This window comes from Micromonospora sp. WMMD1102 (assembly GCF_029626265.1).
GTDB lineage: Bacteria > Actinomycetota > Actinomycetes > Mycobacteriales > Micromonosporaceae > Plantactinospora.
The window spans coordinates 5,568,565-5,593,323 of sequence record NZ_JARUBN010000001.1; the positions used below are offsets into that span (position 1 = coordinate 5,568,565).

Consider the following 24,759-nt stretch of genomic DNA (forward strand, 5'->3'; position numbering starts at 1 on the left):
GACCGAGCTCTGCGGTTCGTAGGCAGGGGCGCCCGGCCGCACTCCAGTTATGCCCGCTTTTGCGGTTGAATGCCGAACTGTCGTGCGACCATGAGCGGCGAGTGGCCGATCCGTCCGTCGTACCGACCGGTCGACCTGCACAGGAGGTGGGTACGTGCCCGACGACAGCGAGATCCGCCCGTTCCGGCTCGACACGCCGGAAGAAGCCGTCACCGACCTGCACCGCCGGATCGCCGCCACCCGCTGGCCCGGCCGGGAGCTGGTCACCGACCGCTCCCAGGGCGTGCAGCTGGCGACGGTCCAGGAACTGGCCCGCTACTGGATGACCGGTCACGACTGGCGCGCCTTCGAGGCGAGGCTGAACGCCCTGCCGCAGTACACGACCGAAATCGACGGCGTCGAGATTCACTTCATCCACGTACGGTCGCGGCACGAAAATGCCCTGCCGCTGGTCATGACGCACGGCTGGCCGGGTTCGGTCGTCGAGTTGCTCGACACCATCGGTCCGCTCACCGATCCGACCGCGCACGGCGGGCGCGCCGAGGACGCTTTCCACCTCGTCCTGCCGTCACTTCCCGGCTACGGGTTCTCGGGTGAGCCGACCGAACTCGGCTGGGACTCCGGCCGTATCGCGCTGGCCTGGGCGACCTTGATGGCTCGGCTCGACTACCCCCGTTACGTCGCCCAGGGCGGTGACGTGGGCGCCGCGGTCACCGACGCCATGGGCCGGCAGGGACCCGAAGGTCTGCTCGGCATCCACCTGAATTTGCTCGCCGCGGCGCTCGACATCAAGGACCAGTTGCCGGCGGAGTCCGAGCAGGAACGCGCGGCGCGCGACGCGGTCGACAGGTTCATGACGGACGGCTTCGGCTACTTCCTGGAGCAGGCCACCCGGCCGCAGACGATCGGCTACTCCCTGCTGGACTCACCCGTCGGGCTGGCCGCCTGGATGCTGGACCTCGACACTGACAGCTACTACAAGATCTCCCGCGCGTTCGTCGACGGCGAGCCCGTCGGCAACCTCACCCGGGAGACCATCGTCGACAACATCACCCTGTACTGGCTGACCGGCACCGGCGCGTCGTCCGCCCGGTGGTACTGGGAGTTCGCACGGTTCCAGGCGGCGGCCCGGGCAGCCGGCCAGGCTCCGCCGCCGGTCTCGGTGCCGGTCGCCTTCACGACGTTCCCCGGCGAGATCTGGGCGGCTCCGCGCAGCTGGGTCGAGACGGTCTACCCCAGCCTCGCGTACTTCAACGAGGTCGGCGCCGGCGGCCACTTCGCCGCCTGGGAGGAACCCGACCTGTTCGCGAGCGAGCTGCGGGCCGCATTCGGGCCGCTACGGAGGTCCTGAGTCCGCCACGGGGCGGCTTCGGACCGTCAGTGCTCGGCCGGCCACAGGTGGGCGCGCTCGGCCGCTGACCACCCGGACCCGGCCCGGCACGCACCAGCGGTGCCACACCGGCATGCCGGCGAGGGACTGCGAGGGATCGGACCCGGCGACGCCGGCCCTGGAGCGAGCGCCGGCGCGGGCCTGGACGACCACTAGATCGCCAGGTGGATCTTCGTGCGCAGCGCCGGAGCGCCGTCGACCGGGGCCGGGTCGTCGGCTGTCGGCGCCACACCGCCCGCCGCGATCCGGTCGAGGGTGTGCAGGCCGAGTGGCCGTACGCTGCCGAAGATCGTGTAGTTCGGCCGCAGCGCCGAGTCGGCGAAGACCAGGAAGAACTGGCTGCCGTTGGTGTCCGGCCCGGCGTTGGCCATCGCCAGCACGCCGCGGGCGTAGACCTTCCGCTCGCCGGTCGGGTCGGTGGGCGCGGGCGGCAGGTCGGTCGGCAGCTCGTCCCGGTACCGGTATCCGGGGCCGCCCGAGCCCGTACCCGACGGGTCGCCGCACTGCAACACCTTCAGCGTCGGGTAGGTGGTGAGCCGGTGGCAGATGGTCCGGTTGTAGAACCTGTGTCGCACCAGGTGCAGGAAACTCTGCACGGTGCACGGCGCCTGGGCGCGGTCGAGGGTCAGCGGGATCAGGCCGAGGTTGGTGACCAGGGTGGTGGTCACCGTGCCACGGTCCGGCGTGTGCCTTGGATCGCGCGGCAGCGGCACCGGGCGCGCCGCCGGCTCGTCCGGAGTCTCGGTGTACTGGCAGGGCCCCTTCGTCACCTCCGGCGGCCCGGCGGCGTGCGCCGGAGCGGCTCCGGCGCCGAGCAGCAGGCCGGCGGTGAGCGCCGTGACAGCGATGCGACGTGGGACCACGATGTCCTCCATTTGCCGGTGAAGTTCCCCCACACGGTCTAACGGACATCGATGTACTCGTCAAGCGGCCCGAGACGATCCGAGCAGCACGACATCGGCAGCGCGGCGGAGTGCCCGTGGGTGCGGGTCGCGGTCTACCGGAGCATCAGCCACGGCTCGCGGCGGCCAGGCGCGGGGCGAGCCGCTCGGCCATCAGCCGGTAGCCGTCCGCGTCCGGGTGCAGGCCGTCCGACAGCAGGTGCGCGTCGTCCGGGCCCAGGACGCTCGGGCCGTCGACGAGGTGCAGCCGGGTGTCCCCGTACCGCTGGAGCGTGGTCACCGCGCAGGTGACCGCCTCCCGGACAGCTGCGAGGGTCATCTCCGCCGGGTTGGGCCGCGTCTCCCGGCTCGGCGAGATGATCGGCGAGATCACCACGACGGGTACCGAGGGATGGGCGTCGCGGATCGTCTGGACGAACCCGGACACCTGGCCGGCCAGGGTACGAGGGCCGAAGCTCCCGCGCCCGTACACGTTGATGCCGAGACACAGCGAGATCAGGTCCGCGGGACGTCCCGCGATCGCCCTTGCGGCGATCGGGTCGAGGTGGCACTCCCCGCCGAATCCCAGGCAGGTCAGGTCCCACCCCAGACCCCGGGCCACCAGGGCCGGCCAGGTCTCGCTCGGCCCCGCGGCCGTTCGGCACTGGGTGATCGAGCTGCCGTACGTGACCCAGCGGATCTCGTCGTTCCTGCCGGCGGGTTCGGCGACGGCGGCGCCGTGCAGGTGCAACGGACCGATCCGGGTCCTGCCGTACTGCGGGAGCCATGCCTCGACGAGTTTCGTCCCGGGTGGCAACGGGACGTGCCGGGTGTTCGTTCCGCCGGTCAGCGGCTCCCGCCGCCACAGCGCGCCGTCCACGACAACGTCCAGCGCACCGACCTCGTCGGTCGAGGCGACGATCCGCAGCTCCAGCGCGGTCGCATCGGTCCGGACGGCCGCCCGGACCCCGGCCGCCATCCGGGCCCGCTCGACCAGCTCGGGTGCGTGCGCGGTCGCCACCCGGTCCGGTGGCAGCCGCCACGGCTGCCAGTCCCCGTCCTCCTCGGTCCAGGCCAGGCTTCCCCGCCAGACGCCGGCGGCGTCCGGCCCCAACCGGACGGCCTGCGGTGGCTCGGTCACGGCTTGCCCACGCAACGGAATCCCATGTGGTTGCTGGCGGTGTCGACCGACTGGGGCTGCCGGGCCGCCGGCCGGTAGCGCCGGCAGTACGACGGCGCGCAGAGCCAGGAGCCGCCCTTGACGACCCGGCGGGGAAGTCCGGTGCCGCTGTCGAGGCTGCCCCGGAGGTCACCGCCCCGGGGGTTGCGCCGCGGGTCCGGGGGCGCGCAGCAGGACTGCGCGGGCGCCGGGTGGCGGGCCGTGTAGAGGTCGCGGGTCCACTCCCACACGTTGCCGCACACCTCGTACAGCCCGAATCCGTTGGGCGGGAAGGACCGCACCGGTGCGGTGCCGCGGAAGCCGGCGGGTGCCAGGTTCTCCCAGGGGAAGCGCCCGTGCCAGGTGTTGGCCAGGACCTGCCCGTCCGGGGTGAACTCGTCGCCCCAGGCGTAGGGCGCGCCGTCGAGCCCGCCGCGTGCCGCGTACTCCCACTGCGCCTCGGTCGGCAGGCTCTTCCCCGCCCACCGTGCGTACCCGAGCGCGTCGGCGTAGCCGACCTGGACCACGGGATGGTCCTGCCGGTCCTCGACGGAACTGCCCGGCCCCTCGGGGTGCCGCCAGCACGCGCCCGGCACGAACCGCCACCACAGCCGGTGGTCGGTCAGGTCGACCGGCCCGTCCGTGCCCTGGAAGACGAGTGCTCCGGGCACCAGGTCGGCCGGGTCGGCGCCGGGGTAGCTCGCCGGGTGCGGCGCGCGTTCGGCCACGGTGACGTGTCCGGTGTCGGCGACGAACTCGGAGAACTGCCGGTTGGTGACCGCGTGGACGTCGACGAGGAAGCCGTCGACCTGGACGGGGTGGGCGGGCCGTTCCTCCGGATAGTGGTCGTCCGAGCCCATGCCGAACTGCCCGCCGGGGATCCAGACCATCCCGGGCCGGGTTGCGGTCGTCCTCGTCGTGACTTCTTCCGGTTTCGCGGTCGTCGGCCGCGTCACGGCCGTTCCGTTCCGGGCTGGAGCGCGTGCATCGCCCCAGTATGCGCGGGAGAACGCACCGGGCCGGCGAGCAGCGGATCGTCGACCTGTGCCAGCCAGTCGTACAGGGTGGCGAGCAGCGTCACCCGGTCGTCGGCATGGCGCGGGTCGTCCAGCACATTCGACATCTCGTACGGGTCGGCGTCGAGGTCGTAGAGTTCGGCGAGCGGATGGCTGGCGGTGACGGTGCCTGGCGCCAGGCGCGGCGTACACCGCCGGTGCCACGACTGGCTGGCATCCATGATCGACGGCGCGGAGCTGAAGTTCACGATGAGCTTCCGCGAGCCGGTCCGCACACACCGGCGCGGGTCGTAGTAGTCGTGGAAGGTGAGCTGACCGAAGATCGCCGGGTGCGGCCGGCGTGCCGTCCCCCTGATCGCCGGCACCTGGCTGATGCCCGCGACGTCGGTCGGGATGGGCAGTCCGAGCGCGTCGAGCAGCGTCGGCACCAGATCGACCCCGGAGACGAGGTCGGTGACGGTCCGGCCGCCCTGCCAGCCGAGCCCCGGCGCCCGAACCAGCAGCGCGATTTCGAGTCCCGGGTCGTAGAGGGTGCATTTCGCCCTCGGCAGCGCGAGCCCGTGGTCGGTGACGAAGAGCACGATCGTGTCGTCGGTCAGCCCCAGGTCGTCGAACTTGGTCAGAACCCGGCCCACACAGTCGTCCAGGTAGCTCACCGCGCCCTGGAGTTCCGCGAGTTCCTCCCGCGCGCTCGCGTCGTCGACGAGATAGCCGGGCACGGTGACCCCGCGCTCGTCGTACGGCGACATGTGGTCGCCGACGAAGCCCATGACGCCCACGGGTCCCGGTGCCCGGGCAGCCGGTGCGGCTCCCGGAAGCCGACCTGTAGGTAGAACGGCCGGTCGACCTCGGCGAACCGGGCCAGCCGGTCGATCGCCCGGTCCGCCACCACCTCGCCCCGGCCACCGGTCCGCACGTCGTCGAAGCCGAGCCGACCGGCGACCGCCTCGTCGGGAAGGACCCGCGACTCGTGCTGTACGCCGACGAGCGAGGTGGCGTACCCCTGCTCCTTGAGCAGGCGCGCCAGGTGGCGCTCACCGGGCAGCAGATCCCAGCCGAACCGCGCGTGCGTCAGCCCGAGGACCCCGTTCTCGGTCGTACCAGCGCAGTGCGGCGGGATGGCGCCCTGGGCTCGAGGCTTCCCCCCGGTACGTTGAGCGCGATCGGCCGCTGGAAGCGTCGAAAATCCAGGCCATGGACGCGCCGACACGGACCGATCGCCTTCTGCCCGCACCGATGCCACTGCCTGCCCCAGCGACCGAGTGCGCTCGGCGGTGAGTTCGTCGAACATCTCGACCGGAACCATGACCGCCTCGGTCTTGCGATGTGAACCTACGCCCACCGGGGTACGGTCACCCTTGCGGAACTCAGGTTGTCCGGCCCTAGGGCGTCAGGCCGACGATCCTCGGGCGGCCACCGTCAGGACACCGCGAGCAGTCGGAACTCGCAGCGGACGCCGCTGGCCTTGGCGAGCCGACCATCACCGGTCACGAGTGGGCAGGCCATCAACTCCGCCGCCGCGACGTAAGCCGCGTCGTACGCCGCGACATTGCCCCGCAACTGCCACATCCGGTCGAGCAGCATAGCGATGGCAACCTCATCGATGACCAACGAGGGCAGGGTGCCGATCGCCTCCTGAGCCCGGGCAAGGCCCAGCTTCCCACCGAGGACCTTGCCTCTGATCACCGACATGACCTCGACCAGAAGATGGCTCGGTGCCGCCCAGTGCGGATCACCGGTCAGCTCCGCCCGCGCCGCGTCGCCGACCGGCCCGTCGTCGACCAGGGCGTCGGCCAGAACCGACGCATCTACGACGATCATGCGGCGCTTCCCCATGGTCCGCGCTGCTCCCGCTGGTCATTCAACTCGGCGACGCTCTCCCCCGGCAGGGAACGAGCACCGTCCGATCGGCCGGCGAAACAATCAAGGGCCGCAGTGTTGCGCAGCCGCCGAGCCTGGGTCTCCACCAGATCCAACAGGTACGCCTGGAGTGACTGCCCGCGCGCCTTGGCCTGCGCCGCCAGGGCGTCTCGTACTTCTTCCGGCACGTCCCGAATCTGGAGAGCAACCATGCATTCATTATGCATGCAGCGTTACCCGCTCGCCAGGAAGACTCGAGGCTTCGATCAACCAGTTCGCATGACGACTGCGACACGGCCAAGAACCTCAGTTCAGCGAGGTCCGTGGGGCGGGCGCGTCGCTGCGCGAACCGCACATCACCGTCGTAGGTAACCCACTGCCGGCAGGTTTGACCAGGTCACAGGCTCGCGGCGGTGAACGATGAGTGGCACAACGGCGATTGCCCGCAACTCAAGCCGCCTCGCCGCGCGGCTCGAAACCCACCTTGAGACTCACATCCAGCGCCGCCGCCAACCGCTCCAGCACCGTCAGGGTCGGAACGGTCCCACCGGCCTCGAACCGGGCAACCGCGGACTGCGTCATCCCCGACGCCTTAGCCAGCTGTGTCTGGCTCCAGCCCCGGCGCTCACGAAGCTCCCGAACGGAACGACCGAGCTCAAACGCCAGCCGCGCCGCGTCGTACGCCTCAGCGGCACCCGGCTCAGCCATCCGCCGGTCCCGCATCGCGGCCCAACCGACACCTTCGCTCATGACCTAGCCTTCCTCGTCCACAATCTCGTGCGCCTCGTCGGTGCACCGCGCCAACGCCCGGCGTGCCCGGTCAATCTCCCGCTCGTCCCGCATCCGCGTCTTGTGAAAAACCGTCAGCAGGATGATCCTCCTGTCGGTCGCGATCCAGTAGGTGATCCGGACTGCCCGCCGCTCGAGGTGGAACCGCAACTCGCGCAGCTTCCGATCGAGCTGCTTCGTGTAGGGCTCGCCCAGCAGCGGCCCTTGTTCAGCGAGCAGGTCGATGTAGAACGCCGCGTGGGCGAACTGAGCGGTCGGCAGGCTCTCCAGCCACTTCTCCACCTCCGGCTCAAGCTCAACGGTACCCCAGGCCATAGCAAGGATGCTATACCAGAGTCCGCGCAAGCAGGACCACGCGCGGGCAGCGTCATCACCGACGACACCGGCACCATTGTTCACACCGACGGTTCGCACGATGGCGATGTTGGTGGGGCGGGCGGGACTCGAACCCGCGACCGAGGGATTATGAGTCCCCTGCTCTAACCTGCTGAGCTACCGCCCCGAAACGGGCGCCGGGATAGTAACCCGACACGGCGTCGACCGACCACCGACATGCGGAGCCCACCGGTGAAGATCGAGTCGGCCGCGCTCGGCCCACCGGATCGCCCACCGGTTCGGCACCGCCCTGAGCGGTTTCCGGCACGGCGAGGATACCAACCGGCATCGACTTCGAGGTGACGCCGAGCTGGCGGCCAGGCTTCGCCCCCGCTCGGCGGCGACAGCGCAGCCCGCCGGGGAGGGTGACAGCGCATCCCGCCGGAGAGTTCGTGCGGATACAGCGGCGCCGGGGAGATCCGGGCAACCGGCCGCCGGGCCATCCGCGGCGTCAGCGACCCAGGTAGTCCAGAACCGCCCCGGCCGCCCGCCAGCCGCTGGCCAGGGCACCCTGCACGGACGGGCTCGCCCGGTGGTCCCCGGCCACGAACACCCCGTCCCCGATCACCACCGGTCTGCGCAGCCGCCCCTGCGGTGGCGGCGCGGCCGGCAGCGCCGCCGGCACCGTGACGGTGGTCAGGTGCGCCCAGTCGTCGACCGGGCGGCCGTAGAGCCGAGCCAGTTCGACCCGTACCACCGGTTCGGGTGGGACCATCGGGCCGGCCACCGAGGTCGCCACCAGGTGCCGCCCGGCCGGGGCGTAGGTCGGCGCGGCGCGACTGACCACCACCGTGTTCGCCACCAGCTCCCGCCGGTCCCCGTCGAGCAGCAGGATCGGCTCGTCCAGCGGCGGCTCGGCCGTCGAGTGGTAGTAGGTGGTCAGGGTGTGCATGCGCACGCGGTCGAGGGACGGCAGCAGGGTGGTCGCGGTGGCCGGGTCGGTGCCGACGAGTACCGCCCGGCAGCGGACCGGGCCGGCTGTGCTGGACACCTGCCCGGGGCGTACCGAGGTGGCGGCGACGCCGAGCGCGATCAGCGACTCCGGCAGCGGTGCGGCGACCGCCGCCGGTACGGCCCCGATACCGGCCGCCGGCAGCCCGAGCCGGCCCCGGACGAACGACCGGACGATCAGCGCGGAGACCCGGCTGGAGGTGGCCAGCTCCCGCTCCCCGAAGACGCCGGAGAGGAACGGCCGGACGAGTTCCTCGACGATCCGGTCGGAGAGCCCGGCCCGGCGCAGCGCCGTCTCGGTGCTGGTCTCCGGCGCCGCGAGCAGCCGGTCCACCGGGTGGCCCGCACAGCGGGCCGCCAGGGCGGCGAGCCGGAGCCGGTCACCGAGCCGCCCGACGCCACTGCCCGCCCGCCCCACACCGCCGTCCGTGAGGTCGGTCAGCACCGTACGGGCGGCGCCGAGCGGGTCCCGCAGCGGGTGCGCCAGCCGGTGCAGGGCCCCGCCCCGGCGCACCAGGACGCCCTGGGTGAAGTAGCCGAGTCCGAGCGAGGTCAGGTCGGCCAGGGCCGACAGCCGGGGGTAGCCGGTGTTCACCACCTGGAACCCGCGGTCGATCAGGTAACCGTCCACCGCGTCGGTGCCGACCCGGCCGCCGAGCCGGTCGGCCGACTCGACCAGCAGCCAGGGCGTGCCGGCCCGGTGCAGCCGGCGGGCGGCGGCCAGCCCGGCTAGGCCGCCGCCGACGATCACCACGTCGGTGGCCGCCGGCAGGTCGGGCCCGGCCGTCATTCCCGGTCCGGGTGGCCGGTGACCGGGGCCCGGTCCGGGTGGCCGGTGACCCGGGAGAGCCGGGACGGCCACCAGACCGCCGGCCCGATGTCGTAGGTCAGCGCCGGCACCAGCAGCGAGCGTACGACGATGGTGTCCAGCAGTACGCCGAGCGCGACCGCCAGCCCGAGTTCGATCAGGATCACCAGCGGCAGTACGGCCAGGGCCGAGAAGGTGGCCGCCAGTACGAACCCGGCGGAGGTGATCACCCCACCGGTGACCACCAGCCCGCGCAGCACCCCGGACCGGGTGCCCTGGCGCACGGACTCCTCCCGGACCCGGCTCATCAGGAAGATGTTGTAGTCGATGCCGAGCGCCACCAGGAAGACGAAGGCGAAGAGCGGGAACGACGCGTCGACGCCGGGGAAGCCGAAGGCGTACCGGAAGAGGAACGCGCAGAGCCCGAGGGTGGCCAGGAACGACAGCACCACGGTGAGGATCAGCAGGACCGGGGCGAGCAGGGCGCGGAGCAGCAGGGCCAGGATCACCGCGATCACCCCGAGTACCACCGGGATGATCACGTTCCGGTCCCGGGTGGAGGCGTCGGCGGTGTCCACCCCGACCGCCGTCGACCCGCCGACCACCGCGTCGGCGCCCGGCACGGCGTGTACGGCGATCCGCAGCTCGCGTACCGTCTGCTCCGCCTCGGCGCTGTCGGCCGGCGCGGTCAGGGTGGCCTGGAGCTGGACCCGTCCGTCCACCACCTTCGGCGGCCCGCCGGACGCACCCGGCGCACCTGGACCGCCCGGTGCACCCGGCGCGCCCGGACCGCCCGGCGTGACTTCCGAGCCGGTCGCGTTGGGGTCGCCGGCCGGGACGGTGCGCACCTGCGCGATCCCCGGGACGCCGCCGGCCGCCTCCGCCACCCGCTCGGCCGCGCCGGCCAGCGGGAAGATGGTGACCGGGCTGCCCAGCCCGCCGGGATAGTGCTGTTCGATCACCTCCTCGGCGATCACCGAGTCGGTCCGGTTGGTGAACAGCTCCGACTGGTCGAGCCGGGTGGCGCCGAGCTGGGTCAGGCCGAAGCCGAGCGCGATCAGGGCCAGGGTGGTGACCACCCAGACCAGCCTGGCCCGCCGGGCAACGAAGTGCGCGACCGGTTTCCACAGCCGACCGACCGAGGCGGCGTGCTGGACGTACGGCGACCGGGGCCAGAATGCCCACCGCCCGCCGAGCAGCAGCAGCGCGGGCAGGAAGGTGAGCATCACCACCAGGGTGGCGCCGATGCCGACCGCAGCGACCGGCCCGAGCGCCTGGTTGGAGCTGAGGCTGGACAGCAGCAGGGTGAGCAGCCCGGCGATCACCGTGCCGCCGGAGGCGAAGATGGCCGGCGCGGCACCCCGCCAGGCGGCGAGCATCGCGCTGACGGTGTCGTGGTGCCGGCACAGCTCCTCGCGGTAGCGGGCGATCAGCAGCAGCGCGTAGTCGGTGCCGGCGCCGAAGACCAGCACGGTGAGGATGCCCTGGGCCTGCCCGTTCAGGGTGATCACGTCGGACCTGGCCAGGAAGTAGACCGCCAGGGTGGCGAGCGCGTAGGAGAGGCCGGCGGCGAGCAGCGGGATGATCCAGAGCACCGGGCTGCGATAGACGATCAGCAGGATTACGAGTACCACGACGAGGGTGACCAGCAGCAGCGGGCCGTCGATCGACGAGAAGACCTCGATCAGGTCGCCGAGCAGTCCGGCCGGGCCGCCGACCACGACGACCTGGCCGGCGTCGCCCTTCCCGGCGATCCGGCGCAGTTCGGCGACCACCTCGCGGGTCCGGTCGCCCTCGGCGTTGTCCACCGGCACGATCACCTGGAGGGCCTTGCCGTCGGTGCTCGGCATCGGCGGCGGCAGCGGTGCGACCACCCCTGGTACGGCGGCGAACCGGGCCGCGTCCGCACTGGCCCGCTGCCGGTCGGCGTCGGTGACCCCGGCGTCCCGGACGTAGACGACCAGGGCCGGCAGGGTCTGCCGTTCGACGAATCCGGCGGCCAGTCGCTCGGCCCGGGTGGCTTCGGCGTCCGCCGGTAGGAACGCGGCGTTGTCGTTGGTGGCGACCTCGCCGAGCCGGCCCGGGTAGCGGATCGACACCGCGCCCACCGCCAGCCAGCCGACCACGGCCAGGGCGGCGAGCAGCATGGCGGCGCGGCGTCGCGATCCAGCCATCTCCCACCCATCCGTTCCGTGCCGTCTCCGCACCGCCCCGACGACCGAGCCACCGGCACCGGCACCGGCACCGGGCCAAACCGGACCGGACCGGGCGGGGCCGCCGAGGGCGGGGGCCGGGGTCGCCGGAGTCCGGACGGGGCCCCAGATATGACGATGCCCGTCGGCGGGGCCGACGGGCGGGATGTTGGGAAAGCTCCCCCGTTTGGACTCGAACCAAAAACCTGCCGGTTAACAGCCGGCTGCTCTGCCAATTGAGCTACGGGGGATCGCGTTCTCCGGCACTGGATCTCTCCGGCGCCGTGCGACGGCACAAGAGTACAGGACGGTCGGGGGTGTGGGGCTACCGGGTTATCGCCGGGGGCGTACCGGCCGGCGGCCGAACAGGCGTCCCGGAGGCCGCTATCTGGACAAAACGGCACGGGAGCCTCCAGCAGGAATGACATCGGTGGAGGATGGGTACCGACCTGTGGACAGACGACGCAGGCGCGACACGGTCGCTCACCGCGGATACCGGGGGCGCTGACCGCGTCACAACATGGAAAGGAGCCGTCATGCGCGGAAAGCTGTGGTTCGTCGGCGGGCTGGCTGTGGGCTTCGTCCTGGGCGCCCGCGCGGGCCGGGAGAGGTACGAGGAATTGGTTCTCAAGGGTCGGCAGGTCCTGGACCACCCGACGGTGCAGGAGGCCGCCGGGGTGGCGCAGGCTCAGGCGTCCCGGCTGTACTCCGAGGGCAAGGATCGACTCAGCCACAGTCGGCTGGGCGAGAAGTTCGCCCTGGGTGACGGCAGCGAGTCCGGGTCGGGCACCGGCAGCGGCGGCCACCCGGAGACGACCGTCGGATCGGGTACGTCCGGCTCCGGCACGACCTCCGGGACAAGCGCCAAGGCCGGCTCGGGTACGGGCACCAAGTCCTCGACGACCGCCCCCACCTCCCGGGCGGCGTCGGGAGCGAACGGCACCAGCTTCTGAGCAGTCGCAGTCGCACCATTCGCATGCACGGTGTGGGGCCGGCCCGGGATCGGGCCGGCCCCACACCGTTCGCCGTCTCCGGCACCGGTCGGCTACCGCGGCGGGGCCGGGGCGGCTACCCCGGCGGGGCGCCTCCGGTCACTCCTTGCTGCTGAACGCGGCGTCGAAGGCCGCGCTCGGCGCGTCGAAGGCGAGCCGGCGGACGAACTGCAACGCCTCGGGCGCACCGACCAGGCGGTCCATCCCGGCGTCCTCCCACTCGATCGAGATCGGGCCGTCGTAGCCGATCGCGTTCAGCGCCCGGAACGAGTCCTCCCATGGCACGTCGCCGTGCCCGGTGGAGACGAAGTCCCAGCCCCGGCGCAGGTCGGCCCAGGGCAGGTGGGAGGCGAGGCGTCCCCGCCGCCCGTCCCCGGTACGCACCTTCGCGTCCTTGCAGTCGACGTGGTAGATCCGGTCGGCGAAGTCGAAGATGAAGTTCACCGGGTCGAGTTCCTGCCAGACGAAGTGCGACGGATCCCAGTTCAGCCCGAACGCCGGCCGGTGCCCGATCGCCTCCAGGGTCCGCCGGGTGGTCCAGTAGTCGTACGCGATCTCGCTCGGGTGCACCTCGTGGGCGAACCGCACCCCCACCTCGTCGAAGACGTCGAGGATCGGGTTCCACCGGTCGGCGAAGTCCTGGTAGCCCTTCTCGATCATCGACGGCGGGACCGGCGGGAACATCGCCAGGGTGTGCCAGATCGACGAGCCGGTGAACCCGACGACGGTCTTGACGCCGAGCTTCGCCGCCGCCCGGGCGGTGTCCTTGATCTCCTCGGCGGCCCGCTGCCGGACCCCCTCCGGCTCCCCGTCGCCCCAGATCCGGGCCGGCAGGATGTCCTGGTGCCGCTCGTCGATCGGGTGGTCGCAGACCGCCTGCCCGACGAGGTGGTTGGAGATCGTCCAGACCTTGAGGTTGTACTTGGCCAGCGTCTGGCGCTTACGGTCGACGTACGAGTCGTCGGCGAGGGCCTTGTCGACCTCGAAGTGGTCACCCCAGCAGGCGATCTCCAGCCCGTCGTAGCCCCACTCCGAGGCGAGCCGGCACACCTCCTCGAACGGTAGGTCGGCCCACTGGCCGGTGAAGAGCGTGATGGGTCGCGCCATGGTCTGTCTCCCTGTTGATGATCACACGCGGGATTCGCGACTGCGCCGGCTCGGCGCCGGTGGACCGGGGCGAGGGTGGCCGTCCGGGACGGTGGCGGAACCTCCCCCGGCGGACGGTCGGCAGGTGCGCACCCGCACCTGGGCCGGGCGGGTTGCGCCTCCCGCCCGGTCGCCGGCCGACGCCGGGGATCGCCACGACCACTCTAGGCCGTGCCGGCCGGGCCTAGGAAGCCCCGCCCCCCGGCCGAAGCGGACCGGGAGGCGGGGCGGGACGGGCCGGCAGAGCGCCTGGTCACGTCATGGCAGGGTCCACCTCTGGTTGGCCGCTCCGCTGATGCACTGCCACAGGTGCACGTCCTGGCCGTCCGCCGAGCTGTTGTTCGACACGTCCAGGCACTTGCCGGAGCCGGGGTGGCGCAGGGTGCCGTCCGACTGGGCGGTCCAGTTCTGCGCCGCGCCGGAGTTGCAGGTCCAGAGCTGGATCTTCGTGCCGTTCGCCGTACCGGACCCGGAGACGTCGAGGCACTTGCCCAGGGCCCGCAGGGTCTGCCCGTTGCGGGTCCAGGTCTGCCGGGCCGAACCGGAGACGCAGGTGTTGATCTGCGCCTGGGCGCCGTCGGCGGTGTTGCCGCCGTCGATCTCCAGGCACTTGCCGGCGAGCCCGACCACCGGCCCGGTGCCCGAGGGGGTGGGGGTGGTCGACCGGACCAGGGTGAACTCGTCGACGTCGTAGAGCCCGCTGCCGGAGCCGGCGACGGTCAGGTAGAGGTTCTGGGTGCCGCTCGGCACACCGTTCAGCGCGGCGTTCACCGTGGTGAAGTTGTCCCAGCCGCCGGTGTTGGCGATCGTCGCCGTGCCGAGCACCGAACCGGTCTGTGAACCGCTCCGGACCTGGAGGGTGCCGCCGGCACCGCCGGAGGCGATCCGGGCCCGCAGCGAGGTGACCCCGGTCAGGTTCTGCCCGTTGTACGCCGCCCAGTCGCCCGGGTCCAGGTACCCGATCACCGAGCCGCCGACGGCGCTGGCCTTGCCGACCACGGTGACCCCGCTCTGCGCGCTGAACGCCTCGGCCTGCACGGTGGTGTTGGTGCCCGGGTCCGGGTCGGGGTTGCCGCCGAGTTCCTTGATCCGGATGTTCCGGAACGAGACGTCGTCGCCGGTGCCGTGGTTCTGGATCCCGACGTAGCCGGCCAGTGACCGCACCGGGTCGGTGTTGGTGAAGTCGTTCACCAGTGCACCGTTCAGGTAGACCCGCAGCCGCTCCCCCTCGACCAGGATCTCGTAGCTGTTCCACTCTCCCGGCGGGTTCAGCGCGGCGTCCCGGGCGGCGATGTCCGCCGACTTGAAGCCGTAGATCGCCCCGGTGGTCCGGTCGGCGGTGTCGGTGGCGTCGATCTGCACCTCGTAGCCGTTGTCGATCGCCGACTGCGGGTCGGTCGACGACGGGAAGCCGACGAACACCCCCGAGTTGTCGTCGCCGGGCATCCGCCAGTCCAGCTTCAGCGAGTACGACGTGTACTGCTTGGCGCTGTACCAGTACAGGCCCATGCCGCCGGTCGAGGTGAGCGTGGCGTCGGAGTTGGTGAAGCTGCCCGGCCCGGCCTGGGACCAGCCGGTGGTCGAGCCGTTGTAGAGGGCGGTATAGCCGGACTCGGGCCGGCAGTCCGCCTTGGTCCGGGCGGCCGCGTACCGGATGCCGCCGAGCAGGTGCGCCCGGAAGTTCGACTCGGTGTACGAGGCCTGGGTGTGGCCGCCGCCGGTGTAGAAGGACCGGCCGCCCTCGTACGTCTTGCACCAGGCGTGCGGGTGGTCCGCACCCATCCCGCCGCCGGAGTACGACGACTCGTCGAGGGTGGCCAGCACCCGGGCGGTGGACCGGGCGTTGGTGCGGTAGTTGTACCACTCGTCGGTGCGGGTCCAGGTCTGCGGCAGGTGGGCCGTCGCCGCGTGCGCCCGGTTCTCCACCTTCACGTTCGCCTGCTGGATCGCCGGGTGCGAGGCGAAGTACGCCCCGACCAGGTTGCCGTAGAAGGACCAGTCGTACTCGGTGTCGGCGGCGGAGTGCACCCCGACGTATCCCCCGCCGGCCCGGATGTACGACTCGAAGGCGCTCTGTTGGCTGGCGTTGAGTACGTCGCCGGTGGTGTTGAGGAAGATCACCGCCTCGTACTGGGCCAGGTTGGCGGTGGTGAACGTGGCCGAGTCCTCGGTGGCGGTCACGGTGAAGCTGTTCGCCGAGCCGAGTTCCCGGATCGCCTGGATCCCGGCCGGGATGGCGTCGTGCCGGAACCCGGCGGTCTTGGAGAAGACCAGCACGTCGTAGGGGGCGTCGGCGGCGCTGGCCGGGGCTGCCGGCACGGTGGTGCAGGCCAGGGCCACGAACGCGGTGGTGGCGAGACCGAGCAGGGTACGGGTCGGTCTCCGGTCGGGGCGGAACGGTCGTCTACGCATCGTCGCTCTCCTCACGAGGGCGGTGGGGGGGAAGGGCCCCCGCGTCGGCGCGGGGGCCCGACCGGTCACGTCAGGGCAGGGTCCAGCGCTGGTTGGCGGCGCCGGCTATGCACTCCCAGAGGTGCACGTCCTGGCCGTCGGTGGAGCTGTTGCTGGAGACGTCCAGGCACTTGCCCGAGTTCGGGTTGCGGACCGTGCCGTCGGACTGCGGAGCCCAGTTCTGGGCGGCACTGCCGTTACAGGTCCACAGCTGGATCTTGGTGCCGTTGGCGGTGCCGTTGCCGTTGACGTCCAGGCACTTGCCGAGCGTACGCAGGGTCTGTCCGTTGCGGGTCCAGGTCTGGTGGGCCGAACCCGTACAGCTCCAGATCTGTGCCTGCGCGCCGTCGGCGGTGTTGCCGCCGTCGATCTCCAGGCACTTGCCGGCCAGCCCGACGACCGGCCCGCTGCCCGACGGGGTGGAGGTGCCGGTGTTCAGGGTGAAGGCGTCGAGGTCGTAGAGGTGGCCGGTGCCGGAGCCGGCGAAGGTCAGGTAGAGCGTGGTGGTGCCGGACGGCGGGTTGCTGATCGTGCCGGAGACGTTGGTGAAGGTGTCCCAGGCCCCGGTGACCGGGACCGCGGCGCTGCCGAGCACCGTGCCGGTGGCCGAGCCGGCCCGGACCTGGAGGGTGCCGCCGGCGCCGGCCGACGAGACCCGGGCGGTGAACCCGTTGACGTTGTTCAACCGGTACGGCTGGAACGCGATCCAGTCGCCGTTGTTGATGTCGCCGACGGTGTAGCCGCCCTCGGCGGGCGTCTTGGCGTACTTGGCGACCCCGGAGGAGGTTTCGTAGTGCTCCGCCTGCCGGTGCTTCGGCGCCAACTCGCTCTGGCTACGGCTGGTCAGCCCGCCGTTGTCGGTGTACTGGGCGTCGAAGACCGGGAAGATGTTCGCCGCGTCGTCGTGTTCGCCGTCCACCGGGATGGTGATGCTGCCGGTGCAGCCGTTGGCCGAGGTGATCTCGTGGGCGTGGTTGTCGTGCCCGAGCAGGTAGGTCATCTTGACCTTGGAGCAGTCGACCGTGCCGTCCTCGGGGTCGGTGACGGTGATCTGGAACGGCACCGCCTCGCCGAAGCCGACCACCTGGCCGGGAGCCGGGGCGGTGATGGTGACCGTCGGCGCGGTGTTGCCGACGTTGATCGGCACGCTCGCGGTTCCGGTCGCGCCGGCCGGATCCCGCACGGTCAGCGTCGCGACGTACTGCCCGTTCGTGTTGTACGTCTTCGTCGGGTTGGCCGCCGTCGAGGTGGTGCCGTCGCCGAAGTTCCAGGAGTAGGTGAGCGCGCCGCCCTCCGGGTCGGTCGAGCCGGCCGAGGAGAAGGTCACGCTCAGCGGTGCCGCCCCGGAGGTCCGGTTGGCGCTGGCCATCGCGATCGGGGCCCGGTTGCCGCCGCCGACGTAGTCGAACCGGTAGACCGCCGAGTTGGCGTCGCCGCTGCCCCAGCCGGCGCCGTAGTCGAGCACGTAGTAGGCGCCGTCCGGGCCGAACGCCGAGTCCATCACCTGCTTGCCGGACCACGGGAAGGTGTCGATGGTCCCCCGGGAGCCGTCGGCGTTCACGTGGATGGGCTTGATCCAGCCCCGGCCGAACTCGGTGGCGAAGAACTGGCCGTCGAAGGTGGCCGGGAACTTGGTGGCCGACGGGTTGTTGGCGTCGTACCGGTAGACCGGGCCGGCGTGCGGCGACTCGGAGCCGCTGCCGAACTCGGACGGGCTGCCGGAGTCACCGGCGTACTTGATCCAGGCCGGCTGGGCCGGCGGCAGGGTGCCCTGGCCGGTGTTCCGGAACGAGTTGTTCGTCGGGCCGCCGGTGCAGTTGTACTTCGCCGCGCTCGGTCCGCTCGGGAAGGTGTACTCGTTGTAGGTCTCGGCGCTGGTGTTCGTTCCGGTGCAGTACGGCCAGCCGTAGTTGCCGGGCGCGGGGACCCGGTTGAACTCGACCTGGCCGCTGGGCCCACGGCTGGAGTTGGTCGAGCCGGCGTCCGGGCCGTAGTCGGAGATGTAGACGACCCCGGTGGCCCGGTCGACGCTAAGCCGGAACGGGTTGCGGAAACCCATCGCGTAGATCTCCGGCCGGGTGTTCGGGGTGCCCGGTGCGAACATGTTCCCGCTCGGGATCGAGTACGTCCCGTTGGCGTTCACCTTGATCCGCAGGATCTTGCCCCGCAGGTCGTTGGTGTTGCCGGCCGACCGCTGCGCGTCGTAGGCCGGGTAGCGGTTGGTCCGCTCGTCGAGCGGGGAGTAGCCGGACGACTCGAACGGGTTGCTGTCGTCGCCGGTGGAGAGATAGAGGTTGCCGGCGGCGTCGAAGTCGATGTCCCCGCCGACGTGGCAGCACATCCCCCGGTCCGCGGCCACGTCGAGCACCGCCACCTGGCTGCCCATGTTGACGGTGAAGTCGGAGTTCAGGGTGAACCGGGCCAGCCGGTTGACGCCGCTGAACGGCGCGAACTGCGCCGCCGTGCCGGTGCCCGGCGCGTCGCCGCCCGGGGTGGACAGCGGCGGGGCGAAGTAGAGGTAGATGTGCCGGTTGCTGGCGAAGTTCGGGTCCACCCCGACGCCCTGCAACCCCTCCTCGTCGTGGGTGTAGACCGGGATGTTCGCGATCACCGAGGTGTTCCCGGCGGCGTCGGTCCGGCGCAGCGTGCCGTTGCGGGCGGTGTGCAGGACCGAGCGGTCCGGCAGTACCGCCAGGGACATCGGCTCGCCCAGTTCGGCGACGCCGCGGGCCAGGGTGACCTGCTGGAAGTCGGCCGGGTTGATCGTGTGTGCGAGCGCCGGGGTGGGCTGGGCGACTACCGCTGGTACGGCGGTCGCCGCCAGCAGCGCGACCCCGGTGACCCAGGCCCGGCGCCTCGTCGCGCGGGCCCGACCGGCCTGGCGGCCGCTGCGTGGTGGGGATTGGTGTGGAGACATGGTCGTGCACTCCCGTCCTGAACAGGTGCGTACAGGCAGGGCGCTCGCCGTTGCGCCAGATGCCGTCGGGGTGGTTCTCTGCCCGGGGGTCGCCGTTCCCGCCAAGCCGCCGCGACCGTCGACCGATGTGGACACACCGGTACGCCGATTGCCGTCGTGGGCTGACCGCGCCGCCGGTAACCTCGACGTAATACGAATGAGCTGTGCTCGACACACTAATTTCGATGTGTTGATGTGTCCATACCTTCTGCCACACCAACATGAACTTCTGTCGCGATGGCAAAAAGTTGCGACTTGGTGATCAGATTTCTGTGGTCCGCGCCGCTCCGGACGGTCGTCCGGGCCGCCGCCGGCCGTACCGAGCCGCCGGGGCAGCACCGTCCGCGCCGGGACGCCGGGCAGCGCTCTCCGTGCCGAGCCGCCGGGACAGCGCTATCCGCGCCGCTGGACCGCCTCGGCCGTCAGGGCGGCGAGCACGGCGGCGGCCTCGGCCGAGACCGGCGCCTCCGCCAGCGCCGCCAGCGCGGCATCGGTACGTACCTTGATCATCTGCTCGATCCGGTCCAGGGCGCCGGTCTCGACGATTATCGAACGCAGCTCGGCGGCACCGTCCGGATCCAACTCCGGGTTGCCGAAGAGCGCCTTCAGCCGCCGCGCCTGTGCCCGGTCCGCACTCCCCCGGGCCAGCGCCATCATCACCGTCGGCTTCCCCTCCCGCAGGTCGTCCAGGATGGACTTGCCGGTCAACGCCGGGTCGCCGAAGACCCCCAACACGTCGTCGCGGAGCTGGAAGGCGTCGCCGAGCGGGTCGCCGAACGCGGCAAGCGCGGCGAGCAGCTCCGCCGACCCGCCGGCCAGCGCGGCGCCGATCTGCAACGGCCGGGTCACCGTGTAACGGGCCGCCTTCATCCGCACCACGGTCAGCGCGCTCGCCACCGAGCCGTCCCCGACCCCGGAGACCAGGTCGAGGTACTGCCCGGCGATCACCTCGGTACGCATCGTCGCGAAGACGCCGTACCCCTGGTGCACCTCCGCCGGGGGCAGGCCGCACTCGTGGAAGAGCTGGTCGGCCCAGGCGGCGCAGAGGTCGCCGCAGAGCAGCGCGGTGCTGCGCCCGTACGAGGCCGGGTCGCCGCGCCAGGCCGACCGGGCGTGCAGGTCGGCGAAGAGCCGGTGCACCGAGGGCTCGCCCCGGCGCCGGTCACTGCCGTCCATGATGTCGTCGTGGATCAGCGCGAAGGCGTGGAACAGCTCCAGCGCGGCGGCGGCGGCCACGATCGGGGTACCGTCGGCGCCGCCGGCCGCCCGCCAGCCCCAATAGCAGAAGAGCGGACGCAGCCGCTTGCCGCCGGCCAGCACGAACCGGTGCAGCGTGGTGAAGACACCCCGGGGCGCGCCGTCCGGCCAGTCCGGGTCCTGCCGGTCGAGGAACGCGACGAGCTGGGCGTCGAAGCGTTTCCGCAACTCGCCGAGGTCCGCCTCCGGCACGGTCGCCGTCATGGCCGCTCCCCCGTCGCCGGGGCAGCGGCAGCGGTGGAACCGGTGCCGGCGAGGCGGAGCAGCAGGTCCTTGACCTCGGTGGCCCGGTAGCGGTCCCGGGCCGCCGAGGGATCCGAGCAGAGCAACACCGGGGCGTCCGCCGGGTCGGCGGGCAGCCGGCCGTGCGAGCCGCGTACCGCCCGCGCGCCCGCGTCCAACCCCACCACGCTCATCAGATAGCGCATCCCGAGCTTCTTGCGGGCCAGCGCCACCGCCGCCCGGCGCTTCGCCGCGCCCGGCGCGGCCGGATCGAAGAACAGCTCCGCCGGGTCGTACCCGGGCTTCCGGTGGATCTCCACCAGCCGGGCGAAGTCCGGGGCGCGGGCGTCGTCGAGCCAGTAGTAGTAGGTGAACCAGGCGTCCGGCTCGGCGACCAGCACCAGCTCACCGGCGCGCTCGTGGTCGAGCCCGTGCTCGGCCTTGCCGGCGGCGTCCAGCACCTCGGCCACCCCGGGCAGCCCGGCGCAGAGCTTCGCCACCGCCGGCACGTCGGCCGGGTCCCTGACGTAGACGTGCGCGATCTGGTGGTCGGCGACCGCGAACGCCCGGGAGGTCCACGGATCCAGGTACTCCATCCCGTCCTGGGTGTAGACCCGGAGCAGCCCCTCGGCCCGGAGCAGCCGGTTCACGTCCACCGGCCGGCTCGCCTCGGTGATGCCGTACTCCGACAGCACCACCACCGTCGCGTTCCGGGCGGCGGCCGCGTCCAGCAGCGGGCCGAGCACCCCGTCGAGTTTGGTCGCGGCAGCCGCCGCCTGCTCCGACGACGGGCCGAAGCGTTGCAGGTCGTAGTCGAGGTGCGGAACGTAGACCAGGGTCAGGTCGGGATTCTTCTCGGTCATCACCTGCACGGCGGCCCGGCAGATCCACTCCGACGACGGCAGCCCCGCCCCCGGACCCCAGTACGTGAACAGCGGGAACCCGCCCAGCTTCCCGGTCAGCTCGTCGTGCAGCTCCGGCGGGTCGGTGTAGCAGTCCGGTTCCTTGCGACCGTCGGCGTAGTAGATCGGCCGGGGCGTCACCGTCCAGTTCACGTCGGCGCCCATCGCGTACCACCAGCAGACGTTGGCGACCGTGTAGTCCGGGCGCTGCCGGCGGGCCGCCTGCCAGACCTTCTCCCCGCCCATCAGCGCGTGGTGCTGGCGCCACAGGAACACCTCGCCCAGGTCCCGGAAGTACCAGCCGTTGCCGACGATGCCGTGCTCGGCCGGAAGTACCCCGGTGAGCAGGGTCGCCTGCGCCGAGCAGGTCACCGCCGGCAGCACGGTGCCGAGTTCGGTCTGGCAGCCGGCTTCGGCCAGGGCGCGCAGCCGGGGCATCCGGGCCAGCAGCCGGGGGGTCAGCCCGACCACGTCGACAACCACAAGCTGACTAGCCATCGTGCCTCCTCGGCGCGGATTCGGGGGTGGCCGGACCGGTCGGGTCGGCCGGGTCGGCGATCGCCGGATCAGCGCCCGCCGGGTCGGACAGGGCGCCGGTGATCCCGGTCGGTTCGCCGGGGACCTCGGTCAGCCCGAGCGCGACCAGTTCGTCGCGGGCGAAGGCCAGCTCGGCGGCGATCCCGCCGGCCAGCTCCGGCTCCGATCCCGGGCGCTGCCCGGCCGGCAACACCCCCCAGGTGTACGTCTCGACGTCCAGGTGGTCACAGCCGGCGGCCGGCCCGGCGAACAACTCCCGCAGCGCCGCCCGGAGTACCGGGACCGTCGACTCCAGCGGTGCGGCGGGCACGGCGTGCAGCGGCACGTGGTAGTGCACCCGCCAGGCGCCGGGCAGGCCGGCGGCCAGCGCCGCGTCCAGGTCGTCGGCGGCGTGCGCCGGGTCGGCCGGGTCGGCGGCGTGCGCGCAGGCTTCGGTACGGGTCTGGTGCAGGAAGCGCGGCTCGACGTACCCGCGCAGGTCCTCGGCGGCGGCGACCGGGTCGGCGGCGGCCAGCGCGGCCGAGACCTGCACCTTCACCACCGGCAGCCCGGCGGCGCGCAGCCGGCCCAGCGCCTCGGCCGGGTCCTCCCAGGCGCAGGCGAGGTGGGCCAGGTCGAGGCAGATGCCGAGCCGGTCGGTGTCCACCCGGGACAGCGCCTCGACCGCCTGGCCGGTCGACTCGACCACGCAGCCGGGCTCCGGCTCGAAGCCGACCCGCACCGCCCGGCCGGTACGCCAGGCGACCTGGGTCAGCCCGGCGGCCAGCTCGTCCAGCACCCGGGCCGCCCGGTCGGCCTGGCGCCGCTCCCACGGCTCGCGCCAGGCCAGCGGCAGGGTCGAGACCGAACCCCGGACGGCGTCGTCGGGAAGCAGGTCGACGAGTACGGTGGCCAGGTTGAGGGTGTAGACCAGCCGCTCCCGGGTGGTCCAGTCGGGATGGTAGACGGCCTGCTTCACCACCGGGGCGTGGAAGGACTGGTAGGGAAAGCCGTTCAGGGTCACCACCTCCAGCCCCCGGGCAACCAGTTCGGCGCGGAGCTTCCGCCGGGTCTGCGGGTCGGCGGCGAGCCCGGCCGCCACCGGCGCGGCCAGCCACAGCCCCAACCCGAGTACCCCGGCACCCAACCGCTCCCGGATCGGCACCGCGTACGTGTCGAGCTGCCCCAGCACCCCGGCCAGGTCCTCGGCCGGGTGCACGTTCGTGCAGTAGCTCAGGTGCACCGTCTGCCCGTCGGCGTGCCGCAGCCGCATCAGCTGCCGCCCCGCAGGATCGAGTTCCCCTCGAAGGTGCCGGCCGCCCCGCCGGCCGGACCGTTCCCGCCGGCCGGGGCGTCGCCGTCGGCCGGGGCGTCCGCGTCGAGTTCCAGCCGGCCGGACTGGCCGTAGAACTCGACCGGGTTGCGCCAGAGCACCCGGTCGACGTCGTCGTCGTCGAAGCCGGCGGCCAGCATCGCCTCCCCGGTGGCCCGGGTCAGCAGCGGATCCGACCGGCCCCAGTCGGCGGCCGAGTTGACGAGCATCCGCTCGGTGCCGTACCTCCGGAGCAGCTCGACCATCCGCGGCGGCGACATCTTGGTCTCCGGATAGATGGAGAAGCCGAGCCAGCAGCCGCTGTCCCGGACCAGCGGCACGGTCACCTCGTTCAGGTGGTCGATCACCACCCGCCCCGGGTCGAGGCCGGACTCGGCGACCACCGCCAGGCTCCGCTCGGTGCCCCGGGCCTTGTCCCGGTGCGGGGTGTGCACCAGCGCCGGCAGCTCGTGCTCGACCGCCAGGGCGAGCTGGGCGGCGAAGACCTCGTCCTCCTCCGGCGTCATCGAGTCGTAGCCGACCTCGCCGACCGCCACCACGCCGTCCTTGTCCAGATAGCGGGGCAGCAGGTCGAGCACCTCCCGGCAGCGCGGGTCGTTGGCCTCCTTCGGGTTCAGCGCGATCGTGGCGTGGTGCCGGATGCCGAACTGGCCGGCCCGGAACGGCTCCCAGCCGACCAGCGCGTCGAAGTAGTCGACGAAGGAGGCGGCGCTGGTCCGCGGCTGGCCGAGCCAGAACGCCGGCTCCACCAGGGCGCGTACCCCGGCGGCGGCCATCCGTTCGTAGTCGTCGGTGGTCCGCGAGGTCATGTGGATGTGCGGGTCGAAGATCCTCATCACGCCTCCTCCACGCCGGACCGGCTCGGGGTCCCCGACCGGTCGGGCGTGCTCAGTCGGTCCAGCAGCGCGGTCGCGTCCGCCGGCATCTCCCGGCCGGCCGCCCGCCGCTCGTCGGCCAGGCCGGCCAGCATCACCGCCAGCTCGACGTCGGCCCGCTCGTCGAGCCGGTGCACCACGGCCAGCGGGATGCCGGTGAAGACGCACTTGAGCACCGCCTGCCGCCAGCCGGCCTGGTCGAGCCGGTCGGCGTACCGGCCGAGGGCGGCGGCGACCAGCCGGGTGTCGTTGGTCCGGATCGCGTCGTGCAGCAGCGGCACCCCGGCGTCGCTGACCGGCAGCAGCGGCAGCGCCCGCAGCACCGCCCGCTTCTCGGCCGCGTCGCCTTCGCGGTAGCGGGCCTCGACCTGGCCGGGCAGCTCGGCCGGGGGCAGCGCACCGAGCAGCAGCACCCGGGCGGCGTCGTCGGCGGTCCAGTCCGGCAGGCCGGGCAGGGGTGCCCGGCCGCACCTGCGGCCGGCCGCCGCGAAGAGCCGGCCGAGCGCGGCCGGTTCGGCGCCGACCCGGCGGACCGCCTCGGCCAGCCAGTCCCGGTCGGGCAGCCGGTCCCGGTCGGGCGGCGGTCCGTCGGGTACGGCCAGCAGCGCCGCCCGCAGTCGTTCCAGTTCCGGTTCCGGTTCCATCCGGTCCTCCCCAGTCTTTCCGGTGTGGATGGTGGTCGCGGTCC

At 72.3% G+C, this 24,759-nt stretch carries 21 protein-coding genes and 2 tRNA genes; 2 read left to right on the forward strand and 21 right to left on the reverse strand.

Going from position 1 to position 24,759, the window contains the following annotated elements; translation table 11 throughout:
* Positions 1-154: 154 nt before the first annotated feature.
* Positions 155-1,351, forward strand: a complete 1,197-nt coding sequence (locus O7626_RS24910) for an epoxide hydrolase family protein (protein ID WP_278063526.1) — start codon at positions 155-157, stop codon at positions 1,349-1,351.
* A gap of 191 nt (positions 1,352-1,542) precedes the next feature.
* On the opposite strand, the gene O7626_RS24915 is transcribed toward O7626_RS24910, so the two are convergent.
* The 13 genes from O7626_RS24915 to O7626_RS24975 all read right to left on the reverse strand — a co-directional run bounded on the left by O7626_RS24915 (position 1,543) and on the right by O7626_RS24975 (position 11,672).
* Complete coding sequence (locus O7626_RS24915; protein ID WP_278066302.1) at positions 1,543-2,211, reverse strand: peptidylprolyl isomerase; 669 nt, start codon at positions 2,209-2,211, stop codon at positions 1,543-1,545.
* A gap of 187 nt (positions 2,212-2,398) precedes the next feature.
* The gene (locus O7626_RS24920; protein WP_278063527.1) at positions 2,399-3,412 is read right to left on the reverse strand and encodes a GDSL-type esterase/lipase family protein; all 1,014 of its coding nucleotides are present in this window, start codon (positions 3,410-3,412) and stop codon (positions 2,399-2,401) included.
* Entirely contained in the window at positions 3,409-4,320 is a 912-nt protein-coding gene (locus O7626_RS24925; protein WP_278063528.1) for a formylglycine-generating enzyme family protein, read from the reverse strand. Before O7626_RS24925 ends, O7626_RS24920 begins: the two co-directional genes overlap by 4 nt.
* Before the next feature lie 62 nt (positions 4,321-4,382).
* Positions 4,383-5,216 carry a sulfatase-like hydrolase/transferase gene (locus O7626_RS24930; protein WP_278063529.1) on the reverse strand — a complete coding sequence of 278 codons (834 nt, stop codon included), beginning with the start codon at positions 5,214-5,216 and terminating at the stop codon, positions 4,383-4,385.
* Positions 5,099-5,656, reverse strand: coding sequence for a sulfatase-like hydrolase/transferase (locus tag O7626_RS24935; protein ID WP_278063530.1), 558 nt, complete (start codon positions 5,654-5,656; stop codon positions 5,099-5,101). Before O7626_RS24935 ends, O7626_RS24930 begins: the two co-directional genes overlap by 118 nt.
* A gap of 209 nt (positions 5,657-5,865) precedes the next feature.
* Positions 5,866-6,282, reverse strand: coding sequence for a type II toxin-antitoxin system VapC family toxin (locus O7626_RS24940; RefSeq protein WP_278063531.1), 417 nt, complete (start codon positions 6,280-6,282; stop codon positions 5,866-5,868).
* Entirely contained in the window at positions 6,264-6,518 is a 255-nt protein-coding gene (locus O7626_RS24945) for a hypothetical protein (RefSeq protein ID WP_278063532.1), read from the reverse strand. The genes O7626_RS24940 and O7626_RS24945 overlap by 19 nt, the downstream gene beginning before the upstream one ends.
* Positions 6,519-6,756: 238 nt before the next feature.
* Positions 6,757-7,056 carry a helix-turn-helix transcriptional regulator gene (locus tag O7626_RS24950; RefSeq protein ID WP_278063533.1) on the reverse strand — a complete coding sequence of 100 codons (300 nt, stop codon included), beginning with the start codon at positions 7,054-7,056 and terminating at the stop codon, positions 6,757-6,759.
* A 3-nt stretch (positions 7,057-7,059) separates the two neighbouring features.
* Complete coding sequence (locus O7626_RS24955; RefSeq protein WP_278063534.1) at positions 7,060-7,410, reverse strand: type II toxin-antitoxin system RelE/ParE family toxin; 351 nt, start codon at positions 7,408-7,410, stop codon at positions 7,060-7,062.
* Between the two features lie 110 nt (positions 7,411-7,520).
* A tRNA-Ile gene (locus O7626_RS24960) sits at positions 7,521-7,597 on the reverse strand.
* A 324-nt stretch (positions 7,598-7,921) separates the two neighbouring features.
* A complete protein-coding gene (locus O7626_RS24965) occupies positions 7,922-9,193 on the reverse strand; it encodes an FAD-dependent oxidoreductase (RefSeq protein ID WP_278066303.1) in 1,272 nt (423 codons plus the stop codon).
* Between the two features lie 14 nt (positions 9,194-9,207).
* Entirely contained in the window at positions 9,208-11,403 is a 2,196-nt protein-coding gene (locus O7626_RS24970) for an MMPL family transporter (protein ID WP_278063535.1), read from the reverse strand.
* A gap of 196 nt (positions 11,404-11,599) precedes the next feature.
* A tRNA-Asn gene (locus tag O7626_RS24975) sits at positions 11,600-11,672 on the reverse strand.
* A 285-nt stretch (positions 11,673-11,957) separates the two neighbouring features.
* Between O7626_RS24975 and O7626_RS24980 the strand changes: the two genes are divergently transcribed.
* Positions 11,958-12,374: a hypothetical protein gene (locus tag O7626_RS24980; RefSeq protein ID WP_278063536.1), complete on the forward strand. Its 417-nt coding sequence runs from the start codon at positions 11,958-11,960 to the stop codon at positions 12,372-12,374.
* A gap of 138 nt (positions 12,375-12,512) precedes the next feature.
* On the opposite strand, the gene O7626_RS24985 is transcribed toward O7626_RS24980, so the two are convergent.
* The 8 genes from O7626_RS24985 to O7626_RS25020 all read right to left on the reverse strand — a co-directional run bounded on the left by O7626_RS24985 (position 12,513) and on the right by O7626_RS25020 (position 24,715).
* Entirely contained in the window at positions 12,513-13,520 is a 1,008-nt protein-coding gene (locus O7626_RS24985) for a sugar phosphate isomerase/epimerase family protein (protein WP_278063537.1), read from the reverse strand.
* A 297-nt stretch (positions 13,521-13,817) separates the two neighbouring features.
* A complete protein-coding gene (locus O7626_RS24990) occupies positions 13,818-15,971 on the reverse strand; it encodes a ThuA domain-containing protein (RefSeq protein WP_278063538.1) in 2,154 nt (717 codons plus the stop codon).
* A gap of 70 nt (positions 15,972-16,041) precedes the next feature.
* Complete coding sequence (locus O7626_RS24995; RefSeq protein ID WP_278063539.1) at positions 16,042-18,927, reverse strand: PQQ-dependent sugar dehydrogenase; 2,886 nt, start codon at positions 18,925-18,927, stop codon at positions 16,042-16,044.
* Between the two features lie 432 nt (positions 18,928-19,359).
* Entirely contained in the window at positions 19,360-20,427 is a 1,068-nt protein-coding gene (locus O7626_RS25000; protein WP_278063540.1) for a polyprenyl synthetase family protein, read from the reverse strand.
* Positions 20,424-21,845 carry a nucleotide pyrophosphatase/phosphodiesterase family protein gene (locus O7626_RS25005; protein WP_278063541.1) on the reverse strand — a complete coding sequence of 474 codons (1,422 nt, stop codon included), beginning with the start codon at positions 21,843-21,845 and terminating at the stop codon, positions 20,424-20,426. The genes O7626_RS25000 and O7626_RS25005 overlap by 4 nt, the downstream gene beginning before the upstream one ends.
* Entirely contained in the window at positions 21,838-23,136 is a 1,299-nt protein-coding gene (eboE, locus tag O7626_RS25010) for a metabolite traffic protein EboE (protein ID WP_278063542.1), read from the reverse strand. The genes O7626_RS25005 and eboE overlap by 8 nt, the downstream gene beginning before the upstream one ends.
* Positions 23,136-24,032 (reverse strand): TatD family hydrolase, encoded by an 897-nt coding sequence (locus O7626_RS25015; RefSeq protein ID WP_278063543.1) that lies wholly within the window; start codon positions 24,030-24,032, stop codon positions 23,136-23,138. Before O7626_RS25015 ends, eboE begins: the two co-directional genes overlap by 1 nt.
* On the reverse strand, positions 24,032-24,715 hold the full coding sequence (locus O7626_RS25020; RefSeq protein ID WP_278063544.1) for an EboA domain-containing protein: 684 nt from the start codon (positions 24,713-24,715) through the stop codon (positions 24,032-24,034). The genes O7626_RS25015 and O7626_RS25020 overlap by 1 nt, the downstream gene beginning before the upstream one ends.
* Between the last annotated feature and the right edge of the window lie 44 nt (positions 24,716-24,759).